16 protein-coding genes and 1 tRNA gene are annotated in these 16,888 nt (G+C 71.5%); 1 reads left to right on the top strand and 16 read right to left on the bottom strand.

From position 1 onward, the window contains the following. Position 1 precedes the first annotated feature (1 nt). From HNR12_RS09200 to HNR12_RS09140, 13 genes are all read right to left on the bottom strand, one after another. Positions 2–577: a hypothetical protein gene (locus HNR12_RS09200; protein ID WP_179767092.1), complete on the bottom strand. Its 576-nt coding sequence runs from the start codon at positions 575–577 to the stop codon at positions 2–4. A gap of 8 nt (positions 578–585) precedes the next feature. Continuing rightward, positions 586–1,509, bottom strand: coding sequence for an OmpA family protein (locus HNR12_RS29500; RefSeq protein ID WP_338119745.1), 924 nt, complete (start codon positions 1,507–1,509; stop codon positions 586–588). Between the two features lie 181 nt (positions 1,510–1,690). Beyond that, positions 1,691–2,338, bottom strand: coding sequence for a pilus assembly protein TadG-related protein (locus HNR12_RS09190; RefSeq protein WP_179767091.1), 648 nt, complete (start codon positions 2,336–2,338; stop codon positions 1,691–1,693). 22 nt (positions 2,339–2,360) lie between these two features. After that, the gene (locus HNR12_RS09185) at positions 2,361–2,582 is read right to left on the bottom strand and encodes a hypothetical protein (protein ID WP_179767090.1); all 222 of its coding nucleotides are present in this window, start codon (positions 2,580–2,582) and stop codon (positions 2,361–2,363) included. A gap of 109 nt (positions 2,583–2,691) precedes the next feature. Beyond that, positions 2,692–3,591: a type II secretion system F family protein gene (locus HNR12_RS09180; RefSeq protein ID WP_179767089.1), complete on the bottom strand. Its 900-nt coding sequence runs from the start codon at positions 3,589–3,591 to the stop codon at positions 2,692–2,694. A 22-nt stretch (positions 3,592–3,613) separates the two neighbouring features. Beyond that, entirely contained in the window at positions 3,614–4,546 is a 933-nt protein-coding gene (locus HNR12_RS09175) for a type II secretion system F family protein (protein WP_179767088.1), read from the bottom strand. A gap of 58 nt (positions 4,547–4,604) precedes the next feature. Next, the gene (locus HNR12_RS09170) at positions 4,605–5,957 is read right to left on the bottom strand and encodes a CpaF family protein (RefSeq protein ID WP_179767087.1); all 1,353 of its coding nucleotides are present in this window, start codon (positions 5,955–5,957) and stop codon (positions 4,605–4,607) included. Positions 5,958–6,012: 55 nt separating this feature from the next. Next, positions 6,013–6,381 (bottom strand): TadE/TadG family type IV pilus assembly protein, encoded by a 369-nt coding sequence (locus HNR12_RS09165; protein ID WP_179767086.1) that lies wholly within the window; start codon positions 6,379–6,381, stop codon positions 6,013–6,015. A gap of 32 nt (positions 6,382–6,413) precedes the next feature. Then, positions 6,414–8,057 carry an AAA family ATPase gene (locus HNR12_RS09160; protein WP_179767085.1) on the bottom strand — a complete coding sequence of 548 codons (1,644 nt, stop codon included), beginning with the start codon at positions 8,055–8,057 and terminating at the stop codon, positions 6,414–6,416. Continuing rightward, positions 8,057–8,884, bottom strand: a complete 828-nt coding sequence (gene cpaB, locus HNR12_RS09155) for a Flp pilus assembly protein CpaB (RefSeq protein WP_179767084.1) — start codon at positions 8,882–8,884, stop codon at positions 8,057–8,059. Before cpaB ends, HNR12_RS09160 begins: the two co-directional genes overlap by 1 nt. Positions 8,885–8,963: 79 nt before the next feature. Then, positions 8,964–10,841, bottom strand: a complete 1,878-nt coding sequence (locus HNR12_RS09150; protein ID WP_179767083.1) for a hypothetical protein — start codon at positions 10,839–10,841, stop codon at positions 8,964–8,966. Between the two features lie 527 nt (positions 10,842–11,368). After that, complete coding sequence (locus tag HNR12_RS09145) at positions 11,369–12,751, bottom strand: hypothetical protein (protein ID WP_179767082.1); 1,383 nt, start codon at positions 12,749–12,751, stop codon at positions 11,369–11,371. A 323-nt stretch (positions 12,752–13,074) separates the two neighbouring features. After that, complete coding sequence (locus HNR12_RS09140) at positions 13,075–13,479, bottom strand: nuclear transport factor 2 family protein (protein ID WP_179767081.1); 405 nt, start codon at positions 13,477–13,479, stop codon at positions 13,075–13,077. 86 nt (positions 13,480–13,565) lie between these two features. On the opposite strand from HNR12_RS09140, the gene HNR12_RS09135 reads away from it, so the two are divergent. After that, positions 13,566–14,192, top strand: a complete 627-nt coding sequence (locus HNR12_RS09135) for a TetR/AcrR family transcriptional regulator (protein ID WP_179767080.1) — start codon at positions 13,566–13,568, stop codon at positions 14,190–14,192. On the opposite strand, the gene HNR12_RS09130 is transcribed toward HNR12_RS09135, so the two are convergent. The 3 genes from HNR12_RS09130 to HNR12_RS29120 all read right to left on the bottom strand — a co-directional run bounded on the left by HNR12_RS09130 (position 14,181) and on the right by HNR12_RS29120 (position 16,878). Continuing rightward, a tRNA-His gene (locus HNR12_RS09130) sits at positions 14,181–14,256 on the bottom strand. The two genes, HNR12_RS09135 and HNR12_RS09130, sit on opposite strands and share 12 nt — an antisense overlap. A 74-nt stretch (positions 14,257–14,330) precedes the next feature. Further along, positions 14,331–14,978: an oligoribonuclease gene (orn, locus tag HNR12_RS09125; protein ID WP_179767079.1), complete on the bottom strand. Its 648-nt coding sequence runs from the start codon at positions 14,976–14,978 to the stop codon at positions 14,331–14,333. Positions 14,979–15,084: 106 nt separating this feature from the next. Further along, positions 15,085–16,878 carry a DUF2510 domain-containing protein gene (locus HNR12_RS29120; RefSeq protein ID WP_179767078.1) on the bottom strand — a complete coding sequence of 598 codons (1,794 nt, stop codon included), beginning with the start codon at positions 16,876–16,878 and terminating at the stop codon, positions 15,085–15,087. Positions 16,879–16,888: the final 10 nt, after the last annotated feature.

Below are 16,888 nucleotides of genomic sequence, written 5' to 3'. Positions count from 1 at the left end.
CTCAGCCGACCGGGACGTTCTCAATCGGATCGAAACCAGGGATCTCGACGGTAAACGACGCGGTATCGGACGGGGTTCGGTAGGTAGTCCAGTAATCGACGCTTTGATTTGGTTCGATGAGCGGGTCATAGGGAGATAGGGAGACATATCCCGAACAAAGGCAGTTGGTTTCGGCGTCGATCAGTGGGTGATGGCGGATCTGCGATGATTCGTCAAGCAGAGTGACTCCGCTGAGATGGGTGTGTCGGTAATCGTAGATTGGATTGGCGAAGTTGTTGGCGTGAATGTTTTCGGTGCCTGTGTTGGTGATTCTTACAGTAAGAACGGTGAGCCCACTGCTCGTTGAGTGCTTGAGGTCCAGGACCTCGGCCATTGCATCAGAGACGTTTTCGAGTTCTCCACTGCTTTCAGTGCTGCCAAGCGCTGGAGAAGCGGACGTTCCCGGAGTCGATTCGGACCCTGGCGACGGTGATGGCGAAGTAGCGGCTGCAGACGCGCTTGAAAAGGGGACAACGAGCAGGGATGTCGCGGCCACCGTCCAGGTCAGGCAGTGCACAAGATAGCGTTTCTTTTCCATGTGCTTCCTTATTTCGCGAAGGTAATAGTGACCCGGCGGTTTTTCGATCTCCCCTCCTCGCTGTCGTTGTTTGCGATCGGCTGACCGGCCCCGTGCCCTGCGACCTCGTAAGAGATCTCCTCTTTCTCCACAAGATCGGCCAGGGCGTCGCGTACAGCACGTGCTCGGTCCTCGGAGAGAGGAATGTTGACACTGTCGTTTCCAGTGTTGTCGGTGTGGCCGTCTACGCTGACCGTCCGTGCTGAAGAGTCGTCAATCTCCCTGGCCACCTGCTGGATAACCTCGTTGGCGGATTCATCGAGGGAGGACTCGTTGGTGTCGAACAGGACATCCGAAGACAGTGATATGGCGACCTCTTCGGAGGTCTCCTCTCGAGTGGAATTGTCCTCCAAGCCTTCCTCAAGGCTTTGCACGTCCCAGATCTGGGGCGTGGACAGTTCCTGTGCCGGCTCCTCGACTCTCTCGCCAGGCGAGTCGGTCACGGGTATGTCCAAGATGGGCGGAGTCGCATAGGAGAGGAAGGTCATGTGCTCGACGTCTGCAGGCGGGGCAGGGAAAGCCACCCACGCTCGCACAGATTCTCCAGGTGCGAGCGAAGTGTCGTGCCACGCTTCGCAGTAGCAGGTGCCGTCTTCATACAGAAGGGGAAGATGCTTTTTGCTATTAGCTCCGTCGATTAGAGTCAGGGACTGAAGGTCGCCAGGTTCTTCGCCTTGCTGGGGTGGAGCATAGATCGAAACGGATTCGGTCGGGCTGGTATTCGAAATGGTGAGGTCCAGTGTGACAACGTCGGCGTTCTGGCGGTTCAGCGAGTGGATGTCGATGCGGAACTCGGACCCGATTTCTGTCGATGAGGTCGTGCTTCCGGCTACGACGTCGCCCTCTGTGAGGTTTCCGCCCGCGGACGGGCCTCCCGATGGTTCGGTGTTCACGGTGTCGTCGCCGTTGCCGTCACCAGAGGAGCCCGAACTGACACACGATGACGAAAGTGAGCAGGCCAGAAAGAGCAGGAAAAGAGATCGACCACCGCGGCGGAGGCGTGAAGGTATTCTCCAAGTTCCCACGATCATCCCTTTTCCGTGCAGAGGTTCAATCGGGATAGCAGTTTCCTGTCTAGACGACTGTCCCGATCGGCTTGTAGATGTACTGGCCTTCGCTGTTGGTGAGCCGCACATCGATGGCCCGCCGTGCCTGATTAATTTCGGTTATCCGGACGCCATCGCATATTAGTCCACCGATTTCTGTGCCGGTTATTCCGTACTCGCATTCAGGGATCACGACCTCGGCAATTGCTGCCGCGTTTCCCGTATGATTCGCGTCGTGATCGGGGGTTCCGCAGTCGATGTTCGCCCAGTGCCGGGTGCGGTCCTGTTCCAGTTCGGCCTGGCATTCGGCACTTCGCACCTCGACGCGTACGATATTTCCCAGATTTCCTTGGCTGTCGTCGCTGGCTCGTATGTCGTCGAGTATCGCTCCGTTCACTTGGGCATACTGTTCAGCCCTGCTTCTTCCTTCGGCCGGATCGTAGAGGCGGCTGTAAGGCATGTTGCCTTCGGCCAGCTCCTGCGCGGCCTGTTCACGGGCAACACCGGCTGCGGCCAGGGCAGCCGCGTCAGCCGCAGTCTGCGACTGTGTCCGCAGGTCGTTGGCATTCCCAAGCCGCACGAAGAGCAGCATGATCGCTATGAGAGACAAGGTCAGGCCCACCAGTAGATACAGGTTGGCCTGGCCGCTGTCCGACGATCTCAGGCGGGCTGACATCACAATCCTTGGTCGACCGCCACTATCCCATTTCGGCGAGCAACTCGTCCACACGCTGCTCAAGGGTGTTCACAAGATTGTCGAATACCTGCAATTGCAGGAGCGCCACGGCGACTCCGGCGACCAGAACGATCACCGCGGCGTACTCCAGGATGCTGGCGCCCTTGTCTTGGTTGGGCTGGGTGAGGTGTTTTGTGATCATTGCTCGTGTTCGGGCTTGTAGGGACAGCAGACGGTATTGCATTCAGCCCTCCCGGGGGTGTGCGAAGGGCTTGGGGGCCCTGGCGACAGTTATTAAGTTACGGGGGCCGCGACCTGTTGTGTAGGGGTTGGGGCCGGGTGTGGATAGTGGGTCAGCCACCGAGGACTCCGGTGAAGTCGATGCCGGAGCCGAGGATCATGGCGCCGCCCACCAGGAGGAGCAGGCCGGGGAGCATGGTGGCCGCCGTGATGCCCGTTACCCGGGGGTTGAGGCGCTGCGCCTTGCGGCGCATGTACTGGGCGTCCTGGCGGCGCATGTCCTGGCCGATGTTGAGGAGGGTGTGGGAGAGCGGGGCGCCCAGTTCCTCCGACTGCTGGATGGCTGTGACGAACTTGCCCAGGGCCTCGTTGCTGTTGCGCTGGCGCAGGGCCTGGAACGCCTCCCTGCGGCTGGTGCCGAGGTCCATCTGGCGCAGGACGATGCGGAACTCGTCGGCCAGGGTGCCGGGCATGGAGTCGGCCACGCGGGCCAGGGCCTGGCGGAAGGCGAGGCCGGCGCCGACGCTGACCGCCAGGACGTCGAGGAAGTCGGGGAGTTGGCGCTGGATGTCGTCCTGGCGCTGGCGGGTCTTGAGGAGCAGGTCGGCGTCGGTCAGCACGACGAAGCACAGGGCCAGCATGGCGAGCATGGTCTGGCCGCGGGTGAGCAGCAGGATCGCCGCGGTGCTGTAGAGCAGGATCTCGCCGACCTTGCGCTGCAGGTAGCGCTCGACGGTAAGGCCCTCGGGGCAGCCGGCGGCCTCGATGCGGAGGCGGATGCTCTCCTCGCGCTCAGGGCCCACCAGTTCCTTGACCGCGCCGACGAACGGGCGGCCGATCAGCTCGGTGATCCGGTTGAGGATGAACGTGGACGGCCGCTTGGGCTTGGGCGGGGCAAGGGAGATGTCGCCCGCCACCTCGCTCTGCTTGGTGAACAGGTAGACACCCCAGCAGAAGACGGCCACGACCGCGGCGGCGGCCAGGCCGAGCGCGACGATCAGCACGAAGGACATGAGGGCTCCGGGGGCGTGGCGGCTAGAAGTCGATCTTGGTGGTGATCCGGCGCACCAGCAGGAAGCCGGTCAGGAACAGGCCGCAGGACAGGGCGAGCACGACGGTTCCCGCCGGCGACTCCGTCATGGTGCGGATGGCGTCGGGCTGCAGCATGTTGACGAGGAACAGCGCGCCCACGCCCATGGCCAGCAGCGCCCACGCCGTCGACGTCGTCTCGGTGAGGATCGTGTGCACCTCGCGGCGCGACTCCTTGCGCTCCTCCAGGGTCTCGGCGATCGACCGCAGCGCCGAGACCAGGGCGCCGCCCGAGCGCGCCGACACCAGCAGGGTCGAGATCAGCACGCCGATCTCGCGTGAGGGCATGCGCTCGCGCAGCTCCCGCATCGCCTCGTCGAAGGGCTGGCCCAGTTTCATCGACTCCGCCGCCCGGCGCAGCTCCGAGCCCGCCGGGTCGTCCAGCTCCTCGGCGGCCATGTCGATGGCCGTGGGCAGTGCCAGCCCCGCCTGCGTGGCGTTGGACAGCACGCGGGCCAGCTCCGGCAGCTGCGCGGTGAACTCCTCCTTGCGCCGCTCCTCCTGGCGCTTGAGGTAGGCGAAGAAGATGAAGCCCACCCCCACCGCCGCCGCCAGCCCGAACACCGGCGCCAGCGCCTGCCACACGAACACGATGGCCAGCGCCGCCGCCCCCACCAGCAGCAGGACGAAGGTCGACACCTTCACCTTGACCCCGGCCCGCGCCAGCCGGTACTCGATGCGCCGGCCCGGCTCGGTGCGCCGCAGTACGACGTCCAGCCGCGCCAGGGGCGTGTTGGCGCGCCGCTCGACCTCGTGCAGCGCGCTGCGCGAGGCCAGTTGGCGCCGCTGCACGGTGCCGTCGATGTAGACCACCAGGCCCCAGATGAAGACGCTGATCGTGACCAGCGACAGGCCCAGGATGATCACGGTGTAGGTCACGGCCCGACCTCCGGAGACGACTCGTGTGCCGTGCGGCGGTTGGCGGTGGCGGCGGGGGTCACAGCGGGACCTCCGGGAGCGTGAAGTCCGTGCGCGCCGCGCGGCGGGCCTGCGGGGCCGGCTGGACGCCGAACGCCGCGGGCACGCTCTCGCCGGCCGCGTGAATGCGCGCCGCGATGTGGCGCGGCAGCGGGAACCGGCGGAACTCGCCGCGCACCGTGCCGCTGCCGTCCTGGGGGTAGGCCTCGAACTTCAGCAGGGGCTCCAGCCGGAACTCCTCCTGCCGGGTGGAGGCCACCACGGCGACCTCGGCCACCCGGCGCGAGCCGTCGGGGTAGCGGCTCAGGTGCACGAGCACGTCCACCGCGGCGTTGATCTGGTCGCGCAGCGCCTCGAACGGGATCTTGACCTCCGACATCGAGGCCAGCGTGAGCAGCCGGTGCACCGCGTCCTCGGCGGAGTTGGCGTGCACCGTGGCCAGGGAGCCGTCGTGGCCGGTGTTCATCGCCTGCATCATGTCCAGGGTCTCGGCCCCCCGGACCTCGCCGACGATGATCCGGTCAGGCCGCATCCGCAGGGAGTTGCGGACCAGATCGCGGATGGTGATCTGCCCGGCGCCCTCGATGTTGGGCGGCCGCGCCTCCAGCCGGATCACGTGCTCCTGCTGGAGCTGCAGTTCGGCGCTGTCCTCGATGGTCACCACGCGCTCGTGCGCCGGCACGAAGCTCGACAGCGCGTTGAGGAACGTGGTCTTACCGGTGCCGGTACCCCCGGAGATGATCACGTTGAACCGCGCCCGCACCAGCGACGCTAGCAGCACCGCGGTCGCGCCGTCGACGCTGCCCTTGGCCACCAGCTCCTCGACGGTGAACGGCTTGGGGAACCGCCGGATCGTGATGACCGGCCCGCTCAGCGACAGCGGCGGGATGATCACGTTGACGCGCTCTCCCGTGGGCAGCCGCGCGTCGACCATCGGGCTGGACTCGTCGATGCGCCGGTTGACCTGCGACACGATCCGGTCGATCGTCTGCATCAGCTGCTCTTCGCTGGTGAACGCGGTGTCGATGCGGTGCACCCGGCCCCGCTGCTCGATGTAGATGTTGTCGGGGCCGTTCACCATGATCTCGGTGATGCTCTCGTCGGCCAGCAGCGGCTCCAGCACCCCCAGCCCCAGCGCCTCGTCGACGACGCGCCGGACCAGCGAGCCGCGCTCGCGGTCGCTGAGCACCGGCCCCTCGCGGGAGATGATGTGGCCCACGACCTTCTCCAGGCGCGTGCGCCGCTGCTCCAGCGTGAGCGTGGCCATGTCGTCCAGGTTCACCTCGTGCAGCAGCCGCTGCCGCCAGTGGGCGATCTGGTCGATGGGGTGGTCGTTGCCGTGGTCCTCGGTGAGGCGGTCTTTCAGTGCCATGGGCGTACCTGGGAATCGGTCGGGCGAAACGGGCGGACTAAGCGGGCGGCGGGGGTCATAGCGGCATGTCCACGCGCCGGGTCAGGTCGAGTTCGAAGCCGGGGGTGGGGAACATGAGCGGGAAGTCCACCGTGATCTCGGTGTAGTACCCGCCCTCACCGTTCTCTCCCACCGTCACCTCGGCCTGATCCAGCCATGTCGGAAGCGCCGAGCGGGCCGTGGCACCCGCCGCGTCCAGCCCCTGGATGCCGGCGATCCGCGCGCCCGCCCGCGCCGCGTGCTCCATGCGCTCGGCGGCGATGAACGCGAAGAAGGTCTCCAGGGCGATGGTCGCCACGAGCACGAACAGCGGGAAGTACGCGGCGAACTCCAGGATCTGGGACCCCCGGTCGCCGCGCCGCCGTGCGCGCCTGTGCGGTCGCATGACTCACCTTTCGTCGTCCGATCGTCGCGGAATCAGCCCTCGGGCAGGATCAGCGCCTGGCTGCTGATCCGCCACGGGCCGTCGACGCCGGGCAGGAACACCGGCGTGGCGATGCTGACCTGCACGGCCTCACCGCCCTCGGTGTCGATGATCTCGACCGAGAAGGTCCCCTCCTCGTTCCACGGCGGGCTGACCCGCTTGGCCGCCTCCTCCTCGATGGCCTCCAGGTCGGAGGAGTCGATGGCCGCCTGGCGCGCGCCCTCGTTGGCGGCGTGCGAGGCGAACATCCCGGTCAGACCGACGAGCAGGATCTGCCAGGTGATCAGCAGCGCCAGCCCGACGAAGGGCAGAGTCGAGGCGAACTCCACGAACAGCGCGCCGGAGTCGCCCCGCCGCCGCCAGGCGCGGACGCGGCGTCCGCGCGGCGAGGTGAGGTCGGGGTCGACGTCCAGCGGGCCCGAGGGGGAGAACACCGCGGACTCCCCGGGGCCGGTCTGGTCGTAGGGCGACTCCGGCCGGTTCAGCATGCCCAGCTCGCCCGCGATCTGGGCGTAGGCCCGCAGCAGGTTCTCGTCGGTCAGCCGCGCCGGGTTGCCGGTGTTGGCGGCCTCCTCGACCGCGCGGAACGCCGCCGGAACCGTGGTGCGCAGGGTGGGCGTGGCCAGCAGTTTGCGCGCGAAGTCGGGCTGGATCTCGTTCTTGCGGCTGTGCCGCATCAGCAGCACGGTGGTGTTGCGGGAGTCGCGGATCTGCAGCCGCCCCCACATCGCCACCACCCGCTGGGCCGCCCGCAGCGCCGGAAGGTCGGGGTTGACCAGCAGCACCGCGGTGTCGGCGAGCTCCACGGCCATGGCCGTGGCCTCGGTGGTGGCGGCGCCGCAGTCGACGACCACCAGGTCGTAGCGGGAGCGCAGCGCGCCCAGGATCTGGCGGGTGGCGCGGCCGGTGACGTCCTCGCCGCGCTCGCCGTCGTTGGGCGCCAGCAGGATGTGCAGCCCCTCGGAGTGCACGTACAGGGTGTCGGCCAGCATCGAGGCGCTGATGTCGTCGGACGCCTCGACCAGGTCCACGATGCTGCGCCGGTGCTTGAGGTCGAAGTAGCCGGGGATGTCGCCGGACTGCAGGTCGAGGTCGACCAGGCACACCACCCGGCCCGAGCGGGCCGCGATCCGGGCGAGGTGGATGGCGCTGGTGGTGGTGCCCACGCCGCCCTTGGCGCCCGACAGCGTGATGATCGACCCCTTGCGGCCGTCCATGGGGACGTCCAGTGAGGCCGCCTCCAGGTGGCGGCGCAGCGTGCGCGACCAGTCGGCGGCCGTGGTGACCCGGGCCCCGATCTGGTCGACCGTGGCGTGGGTGGGCAGCACGCTGCGCGCGCCCGCCTCCATCGCGTTGGTGAAGATGTCGGCGTCGACCTCGTCGACCACGAGGATGACCGCGAGCTGGGGGCGGCTGCGCGACAGGTCGCGGATGAGGTCGAGGACCGGCAGCGGCCCCATGCGCTCGTGCACCAGGACGACGTCGAGCGTGGGCACCTGCCCCACGCTGTCGCTGATCTCCTGCGAGGAGCGGTGCACGCCCACCACCTCGCAGTCGAGCAGTTCGTCGAAGCGCGCGGTCAGCGCCGCCTCGACGTCGGCCGAGGGCACCCCGAGCATGACCTGGTAGGTGCTCATCACTCGCCCTCGGGCTGCTCGGCCGCGGGGGACTCCTCGGCTCCGGCGGAGGGCTCGGTGGCGCCGGGCGCGACCGAGCCGCCGGCCTCGGCGTCGTCGGCCTGCTCCTCGATCAGCTCCAGTTGGTCCTCGGTGCAGAACTCCAGGTTGCCGGGGTCGCCCGACCCCTGCGGGCTGACCGCCGCCAGCCGCAGGCTGGTGGCGAACGCCTCGGCATAGGTGAGGTTGAGCGCCTGCTCGGGGGTGAGGCGGAAGGTGACGGGCACGACGCTGTTGGTGTCGCCCGTGGTCTCGTCGATGGAGGACCCGATGTCGCCGATGTCGAGGATCTCGATGTTGGTCAGCACCCGGTACGCGCACGCCTGCGCCTGCCCCTCGCCCGGGTTGAACGCGGCGTAGACGTCCACCCGCGACTGGCGCACCACCTTGCCGGCCACACCGGTCTCGGCGTCGACCATGATCGCGATCTCGCGCTCGCCCTCCTCAAGGTCGGGGGCCGGGATCACCATGCTGCGCTGCAGCAGCTCACCCTCCTGCAGCGCGCTGGAGGCCACCGGGAGCCGTCCGACCTCCTCGCTGATCTCGCTGAAGTCGCCGATGAAGGTGTCGGCGTCGAAGAACCGCGCCGGGACCTCGTACTCCTCCAGCATGTCCGGGGTGATCTGCTCGTAGGGCTGGACGTCCTGGGTCAGCCGCAGCGCCGTGCGGTAGCTGCCCAGTTCGTTGTTGAGCGTGCCCACATACGACACCACCGTGAGGAACACGGCCACACCGCCGATGGTGGCGATGATCATGAGCAGAACGCCGCGCCGTTGACGAGGGTTCATGGCGCTCCATTTCTAGACGGACGGGGGGCCACTGGGCCGCTGGGGTGGACGGCGCCGGGGCGGGGCTGCCGGGCGGCGCTCATTGGGGGGCGCGGGGGATGGAGAGGTCGTGTGCCCGGTCGTGGTCGTCGCCGAAGGCGTCCGCGGACAGGGCCTCAGACGGGACCGAGGCCGGATGGGCGGACGAACCCGTTGACGGGCCCGTGGACGGACCCGCGGGCGAATGGCCGGACACCGAGGAGGACGCGGCGGCCGAGGACCGCGCCGCCGCGGGCGCCCCGAGGGCCGCGGCGCGGGGGCCGGTGTCGGCGCCGGTGACGGCACCGCCGCGGCGGCGTACGTGCGGCAGCGCCGAGACCGGGAGCGACGCCGCGTGCGGCGCCGACTGCAGCCGGTAGCCGGGCGGCGCGGAGTCGGAGGGCGCCGTGGGTGAGGGGCCGGTGTCCGCGGGCCCGGGCGCGGCGGACCGGGGATCGATGGGCCCGGCGTCGCCGGACTCCCCGCCGGCGGGGCCGGATGCGGGCGGCGCTGTGGGGGCGGGGCCGGTGGGCGCGGTGCCGGTGGGACCCGCACCGGGAACGGCGGGGGCGGGCGGCGCGAAGGCCGAGGGACCGTGCGGTCGGGCGGGGTCCGCGGAATCCTCGTTCAGCGGCGGCAGTTCCTGCGGGACAGGCAGGTCCTCGTCCTCGATCGGCTCCGCGTAGCGCGGACGCGGCCGCTGCGGCGCGGCGGGACCGCCGGGCGGGGGCGCGCCGCCGCCCGGGTAGGGCGCCGCCGGCGGGTGGTGGGGCCCTGCGGGAGGGGCGGAGGGCGTGTGCGGGGGCGCCGGCTGGTGGTGGGGCGATGTCGGCGGGCGGTGGGGCCGGTCCGGGCCGGTGGCGGGCGGCGGACCGGGCACGGGGTAGGGCGCCGGGTGGTGCCCGGGCACGGGATGGTGTGCCGGTGCCGGTGCCGGTGCCGGTGCCGGTGCCGGGCCCTGGGGCCGGTGCGGGGCGGCCGGGTGGGGCGGGCGGGTGGGCGCGGTGTGCGGCGCGGCGACGGGCGCGGGCGCGCCCGGGGAGGGCTGCGCGGGCGCCTGCGGCGGCCGGGTGCGCCCGGAGGACGCGGTGCCCGCCGCGGCACCGCAGAACCGGCACGCGGGTCCGACGGCGGGTTCGCCGCACCAGGAGCAGGTGGTGGGCCGCACCGAGCGGGCGGGATCGGTGAGGGCGCGCGGGTGGGCGCTGAACGCCACGAACTCCACGTACTTGGCCGAGCCCCAGTACAGCGACCCCAGAGGCTGCGGCGGCAGCCGCCGCACCGCGACCGCCCGCATGGCGGGCAGGAACTGCTCCTCGAAGGGGGAGGGGTCGACGTTGTCGCCGCAGGAGTGCAGGACCTGCACCGGCTCCTGCGGGCGGAACGGCACGACGGAGGCGGGATCGGCCTTGTTCACACGGCTGACCTGGGGCGCCGGCGAGCACACCGCGAGGTAGGTGACCCCCGGCGCGAACGAGCCCAGGTGCTGGCGCACCGAGATCGGGATGGTGGCGAGGTTGGCGACGTTGCGCAGCCAGCCTCCCGCCAGGGTGTGCCGCGGGAGTTCGTCGGCCAGGCCGGCGATCATGCCCGGCGGCAGGTAGGGCGACAGGTAGGCGAGCTGGTCGGCGATCAGCGAGAGCGCCAGCGGCGAGAGGTCCATGCCCACCGCCGCGACGGAGTCGGACAGCAGCGCGCCGCGCGCGAAGGCGACCGCGCGCCGCGCGGGCTCGCCGCGCCAGCGCGGATAGAGCGCCACCACCTTGGCCCCCTGGGCCGTGTGGTAGCGGGCGAACTCCACGAACGCCCCCGCCTGACCGGCCAGGTCGTGACCGTCCAGGGCGAAGCGCTGCGCCTGGACCCCGCCGAGGTGCCCCGTGGTGGGGATGTCGGCGAGCAGCGCGACGACGCTTGAGGGCCTGGGGTGGTCGGAGGTCACGGGGCAAGCTCCCGGGGTCGCGGGCTTGATCTGGCCGTTTTCGACTTTTGTCGGCAGGCGTGTCAACGGCTTGTCGACAGGCGCGGTGATAGGGGCGGGTTGGCACTGTCCCGGCATATGGTAACGGGGCGCCGCTGATCAGTGGGGTTAGAGTCGGGTCTCCTGTGCGGCGGTGCGTGTGCCGGGGCTCACGGGAACGAGCGGGGCCGCCGGCCGAAGGCGCCGACGAGCGGAAACCCCTGCGGCGCCGCCGATACCGGTCACGGCCTCGGTGGGAGGCACCGCGCCGGAGCGGCGGGGTGCGGCGGCGCGCAGATTCGCGGGCCGATTCGCACACCGATTGTGGACGGCCGCTGAATTCCCGGTCGGCGCACCGTTCTTTGTTCTGTATTCATCTATCCGTCGTCGTTTCGCGTCGGGTTCTCCGCGGTGTCCGAAGTCGGCGCTTCCGATGGTGGCGCTTTCGAAGTCGGTGTGTCCGAAGGGCGGGATTGGCACCGCGGAGATTCGGTCGATGGGCTCTGTTTTCAGTTGTTCGTGGGCGCGCGCAGCGGGTGGCCGGGACGGCGGCCGTTCGGCGCGACAGGCAGCGATGCGGGGGGTTCGTGGAAGACCGCGACGGGCCGCGGTGCCCGGGCCGGGGGTGCGGTGGGCGCCGGACCGGGCCGAGACGCGGTCGGCGGGGGCGGCGCGGCTGCGGCGGGCGCGGGTGTGTCCGCGTCGGGAGCGGCGGGGCCGTCGGGCTCGCCGTCGGACGCCGGTACGGGCGCCGGTACCGGGTTCCGCTCCGGCCCCGAACCCGCACGCCGACCCGGCGTGGCACGCCAACCCGCATCCGGATCCGGTGATGTGTCCGGCGCCGGCGCCGGTTGCGACGCGAGCGCGGCGGCCGTGACGGGCGCGGCGGGCTCCTGGCGCGGCCGGGGGACGGTCATGACCGGAGCCGGGGGCGCGGGCTCGGCGGGGTGCGGCCGCTCGGGGAACGGCGGCGCGGGGGAGGCGAAGGCGGGGTCGGTGGGGGTGCCGGAACGCGCGGCCGAGCGGCGCGGGCGCACGCGCGGCGGCGGGGTGTTGGCGGCCGCGCAGAAGGGGCAGCGCCGCACGGCCACGGGTTCGCCGCACCAGGTGCAGGGGGTGGTGGCCACGGCCTCGACGGCCCGGCTCAGTGCCTGCGGGTGCACGCTGAAGACGGCGAACTCCACCAGGTGGTGGGACTTCCAGTAGCGGGTGGCCAGGGGCTGGGCGGGCGCGGAGGCGGTCTGGCTGGGCCGCAGCAGCGGGGCGAGGTGGTCGGCGACGATGTCGGCGGCGGCGTGGCCCGAGGGTGCGGACAGGATGCCCACCGGGGAGTCGGGGACCATCGGCGGGGGTTCGGGTTCGCCCCGGTGGAAGCGGTCGACCTGCGGCCAGGGCGAGCAGTAGGCCAGGAAGGACGTGCCCGGCGCGTAGGAGGCGAGGTGGCGGCCCAGCGAGGTGGGGAGGTCGGCGAAGGAGCCGAGGGTGCGCAGCCAGGCGCCCGCCAGCACGCGGCGCGGGAGTTCGCGGGCCAGCGCCGCCACCAGCCCTGCCGGGAGGTGGGGCGCGAGGTAGGCGAGCTGATCGGTGACAAGGGAGAGGGGCAGCGGCGCGAGTTCGACGGGAACGCCGGCGATGTGGTCGGTGAGCAGCGCCGCGCGCACGAATCCGATGGCGCGTTCGGCGGGCTCCGCGCGCCAGCTCGGGTACACGGCCACGATCTTGCGGCCCTGGGAGATCTCGGCGGCGGCGAAGTCGAGCAGCGGCAGGCAGCCCTCGCGGGGATCGCCGACGACGGGAAAGCGCGGCGCGCGCACCGGGCCGAGGTGGCCGGTACCGGGAATGTCGGCCAGCAGTGCCACCGTGCTGGCCGAGGCGGTGCGAGTGGCGGCCATGCGGGCTCCCCTCGGCGGTTGGCCGGACGGACGTGCGGGTCAGGGCAGGGCTCAGGCGACGCGTGGGGCGCCGGGGCGGGCGCGGTTCGGCGGAAAATCACCAGGGATTTGTATAGTAGCCAATTCCGATCAGCGCCCGGTGGCGGAAAGAACACGCTGTGGAAAAGCCTCTGTTGCGGTTGCCGGGTCCCCCCGTCCGCGCGCTCCGCCCGGTGGTAGGGGGGAAATCCCCGCGCTGAGCCGCCGCTACACATCCGCCGCGCGGATTATGGGCGCCTGCGGCAGGTGCGGCAGCGCGGCAAGCGCGGGCGGTCAGGGGCGGCTCAGGCCAGGGCCGCGGCGAAAGCGGCCGTGTCCTGGTACTCGCGCCAGTGCGCGATGCGCCCGTTGGCGGCCCGCAGCACCACCACGAACGCGCCTCGCGCCCGGGTGCCGGTCCGTGGGACCGTGGCCGTCAACCGGTACTCGGCGATGATCACCTCGGGGTCGGCGGTCTCGTGGATTTCCACCTCACTGAACCCCTCGAACACCACGGGCAGGGCCTCGCGGCCGGCCCGCGTCATGGCCACAACGTTGTCGCGGCCCTCGGTCCGGCGGTTGGCGGGGGGAGCGAACGGCTGCTCCACGACGACGTCGGGGGCCAGCATCTCCGCGTCGAAGCCGGGGCGTCCGGCGAGTGCGTTGCGCTGGAAGCGGGCGAAAAGGTCGCGCGGGCTCTGCTCGGACATGGGGGCGTCCCTTCAAAGGAGATAAGATGAGCCGAGGCTCATTTTGAAATTATGAGCCGCGACTCATTTTGTCAACGAGTGGACCCATGACACCCGACAAGCCCCTGCGCGCCGACGCCCGGCGCAACCGCGCCCGCATCCTCGCCGCCGCCGAGGAGGTGTTCGCCGAGCACGGGGACGCCGCGTCGACCGAGGAGGTCGCCGCCCGCGCGGGCGTCGCCATCGGCACGGTCTTCCGCCACTTCCCCACCAAGCGCGACCTCCTCGCGGCGATCATGAAGGATTTGAGGGCACGGCTCGTCGACCGGGCGCAGTCCCTCGCCGCCGAGGGCGACCCCGCGACCGCGCTCTTCGACTACTTCGGCTTCCTCGTGGAAAGCTCGGCCCGCATCGGCACCGTGGTGAGCCTCCTCGCCGAGGAGGGGACGTCCGTGGAGCCGGGGGAACAGGTGAGGGCGCTCACCGACAGGTTCGGGGCGTTCCTGGAGGCGGCGCGCGACGCCGGCACCGTGCGGCCCGGCGTCCGCCTCGACGAGGTCATGGCGCTGCTCACCGCCACCGTCCACGGCGCCGTGGCCGGCGCGTGGTCCGACGACCTGCGCCATCGGACGGTGGCCCGGGTCCTGGACGCGCTTCGCGCAGCGGAGGGGCCGGGAACGCGGAAGCCCCGCGGCACGGATTCGTGCGCGGGGCTTCGGAGCTGGGGTGAGTGAGGGGACTTGAACCCCCGACATCTTGGACCACAACCAAGTGCTCTGCCAACTGAGCTACACCCACCATGGTCGCCGACCGGGCAAGTGCCCGGCCCTGCGTCCGGGAATGATTCTAGCGGACCGGCGGGAGTGCTCCGATCAGTTTTCCGGCCCGGCGTCCTTGGCGTCCGCCGCGGCGGGCAGGCCCGTGCCGCCCGCCACGATCTCGGCGGCGATCGCCCGGGCGCTGGCGCTGTCGGGGCCGGGCGGGGGCACGAAGGCGGCCGCGCGGTAGTAGCGCAGCTCGCGGATGCTCTCGGTGATGTCGGCGAGCGCGCGGTGGCCGCCGTGCTTCTCCGGGCTGGCGAAGTAGATGCGCGGGTACCAGCGGCGCAGCAGCTCCTTGATGCTGGAGACGTCCACCATGCGGTAGTGCAGGTGCTCGTCGATCCGGGGCATGTCGCGCGCCAGGAAGAGGCGGTCGGTGGCGATGGAGTTGCCGCACAGCGGCGCCTTCTTCGGCTCGGGCACGTACCGCTTGATGTGCTCCAGCACCAGCTCCTCGGCCTCCTGCAGCGGCACCCCGTTGTCCAGGGCGTCGAGCAGCCCGGAGGTGGTGTGCATCTGCGTGACGAAGTCGCCCATCTGGTCCAGGGCCGCCCGCGGGGGCTTGATCACGACGTCGACGCCTTCGTCGAGCTGGTTGAGATCGCCGTCGGTGATCAGACAGGCCACCTCGATCAGCGCGTCGTGTTCGAGGTCGAGCCCCGTCATCTCGCAGTCGATCCACACCAAGCAGTCGTTCATACCGGCTAGCTTAAGCCGTTTCACCAGCGCGGGGCCCGGGCGCGGGCGGGGGTGCGGAGGCGGCACCGGCGGCCCGCCCCCGCACCCCGCCGGCCGGGCCCCGGGCCTACGTGCCGAGGAAGTCGACGGTGCCGGAAAGCTGCAGGTAGGCGCCGCCGACCAGCAGCACCAGGAGCAGGATCAGCACGAACATGAAGCAGCCCATGCACCCGCCGCAGCCTCCGCGCTTGCGCTCCTTGGGCCGCTGCTGAGGGGGCGGCTGCGGGCGGTTCCACTGCGCCGGGCCGCCGCCGGGCGCCCCGCCCCAGCCCTGCGCGCCGGGCGGGCCGTAGCCCCCGGCGGCCGGGCCCTGCGGCGGCTGGGCGGCGTGCGGCGGATAGCCCATGGGCGGCGGGCCGCCCGGGTAGCCCTGGGGAACGGGCGGCTGGGAGCGGTTGCGGCGGCCGCGCCCCTTGGGGGGCGCCGGCGGCGCGGGCGGCTGGGGGCCGTAGGGGGAGGGGGCGTATCCGGGGCCGGGCGGCGGGGGGTAGCCCGATCCCGGGTGGAACCCCGGCTGGGGGCCCGACGGCGGCGGATAGGCGGCGGGCCGGTCGCCGAAGCCGCGCTGCGGCCCCGAGGGGCCCGGCGCGGGCGGCGCGGGGTAGGAAACCGGCGGGTAGCCGGGCGGGGACGACGGCGCGGCGCCGGACCCGTGCGAGGGCTGCGGCCCCGAGGGCGGCGCGGGGTAACCCGACGGGGACTTGGCGTCGGCGGGCGGCTCCGGGGGCGCCGCGGGCGCCGCCCCGGCCGGGCGCTCGGCGGCCTCGCGCGCCTCCCGCTCGCGCCGCTCCTCGTCCTCGGCGGCGCGGCGCCTGGCCTCCTCCTCCGCCCGCTTGGCCTGCTCCTCGGCGTACCTGGCCTGCTCCTCCGCGCGCCGCTTGGCCTCGGCCTCGGCCTTCTTGCGCTCCTCCTCCTGACGCTGCCTGCGCTCCTCGGAGATCTCCGACAGGCCCTCCTTGAGGTCTCCGAGCAGCTTGTTGAAGCTGAACCGCTTGCGGGGCTTGGCCTCGGCCGCGCCGCTGTCGGCGCCCGCCGTCAGCATGGGGTCGTCGGGGTTGAACACCGCCGTGCGGGGAGCGGCGTCGTCGCCGGAGGAGGACCCGCCGCCCTTGAGGTCGGCGGTGGGGTCGTCGTTGGCCTTGAAGGGGTCGATGCGCATGGTGGAGGCCGCCTGCACGTCGGCGGTGGGCTCCTCGTCGGCGGGGGAGTACCCGGCGCTCGCGGGCGTGCCGGGGTCGAAGCGCATGGTCGAACCGGCCCCGCCGCCGATGTCGGCGGTGGGTTCGTCGTCGGCGGGGGAGGGCGCGGCGGGGCTGCGGGGGTCGAAGCGCATGGTGGCGCCGTCGGCCGGTCCGGCGATGTCGGCGGTGGGCTCCTCGTCGTCCGGCGCGGGCCGGATGTGGCCGGAACCGGCCTGGGGGGAAACACGCATGGTGGCGTCGGCGCCGCCCAGGTCGGCCGTGGGCTCCTCCTCGGCGGGGGCCGGGGCGGGCGGCGCCGACGGGGCCCACTGGCCCGGGTCGATGCGCATGGTGCTGGGCTCGTCGTCGGCCGGCGGCGGCTCGGACCGGGGCGGCGCGGCCGGGGGCCACTGTCCGGGGTCGATGCGCATGGTGCTGGGCTCGTCGCCGATGGCCGCGGATCCGCCGAGGTCGGGCGCGGTGCGCTCGGCGTCGGGACCCTGCGCGGCCGCCCCGCCCAGGTCGGCGGTCGGGTCCTCGGCGTCGGCCGCCGGCGCGCCGCCCTGGACTTCGGAGAGCGAACGCACGTGCTGCGTCCACTCCTCACCGTTCCACCATCGCAGCCGGTCCTCGCCGCCCTGCGGGTCCGCGTACCAGCCTGGCTCGATCGATCCACCCATGGCCGACAGA

The sequence above is a fragment of the Streptomonospora nanhaiensis genome (assembly GCF_013410565.1).
Taxonomy (GTDB): Bacteria; Actinomycetota; Actinomycetes; order Streptosporangiales; family Streptosporangiaceae; genus Streptomonospora; species Streptomonospora nanhaiensis.
Note: the sequence above shows the minus strand (reverse complement) of the source record. Positions and strands in the feature narration are given on the sequence as shown.

Bases quoted from the DNA above. Each gene is read 5' to 3' on its own strand.
- HNR12_RS09200 (WP_179767092.1), bottom strand. From the start codon at position 577: ATGGAAAAGAAACGCTATCTTGTGCACTGCCTGACCTGGACGGTGGCC.
- HNR12_RS09190 (WP_179767091.1), bottom strand. From the start codon at position 2,338: ATGTCAGCCCGCCTGAGATCGTCGGACAGCGGCCAGGCCAACCTGTAT.
- HNR12_RS09185 (WP_179767090.1), bottom strand. From the start codon at position 2,582: ATGCAATACCGTCTGCTGTCCCTACAAGCCCGAACACGAGCAATGATC.
- HNR12_RS09180 (WP_179767089.1), bottom strand. From the start codon at position 3,591: ATGTCCTTCGTGCTGATCGTCGCGCTCGGCCTGGCCGCCGCCGCGGTC.
- HNR12_RS09170 (WP_179767087.1), bottom strand. From the start codon at position 5,957: ATGGCACTGAAAGACCGCCTCACCGAGGACCACGGCAACGACCACCCC.
- HNR12_RS09165 (WP_179767086.1), bottom strand. From the start codon at position 6,381: ATGCGACCGCACAGGCGCGCACGGCGGCGCGGCGACCGGGGGTCCCAG.
- HNR12_RS09160 (WP_179767085.1), bottom strand. From the start codon at position 8,057: ATGAGCACCTACCAGGTCATGCTCGGGGTGCCCTCGGCCGACGTCGAG.
- cpaB (WP_179767084.1), bottom strand. From the start codon at position 8,884: ATGAACCCTCGTCAACGGCGCGGCGTTCTGCTCATGATCATCGCCACC.
- HNR12_RS09145 (WP_179767082.1), bottom strand. From the start codon at position 12,751: ATGGCCGCCACTCGCACCGCCTCGGCCAGCACGGTGGCACTGCTGGCC.
- HNR12_RS09140 (WP_179767081.1), bottom strand. From the start codon at position 13,479: ATGTCCGAGCAGAGCCCGCGCGACCTTTTCGCCCGCTTCCAGCGCAAC.
- HNR12_RS09135 (WP_179767080.1), top strand. From the start codon at position 13,566: ATGACACCCGACAAGCCCCTGCGCGCCGACGCCCGGCGCAACCGCGCC.
- orn (WP_179767079.1), bottom strand. From the start codon at position 14,978: ATGAACGACTGCTTGGTGTGGATCGACTGCGAGATGACGGGGCTCGAC.
- HNR12_RS29120 (WP_179767078.1), bottom strand. From the start codon at position 16,878: ATGGGTGGATCGATCGAGCCAGGCTGGTACGCGGACCCGCAGGGCGGC.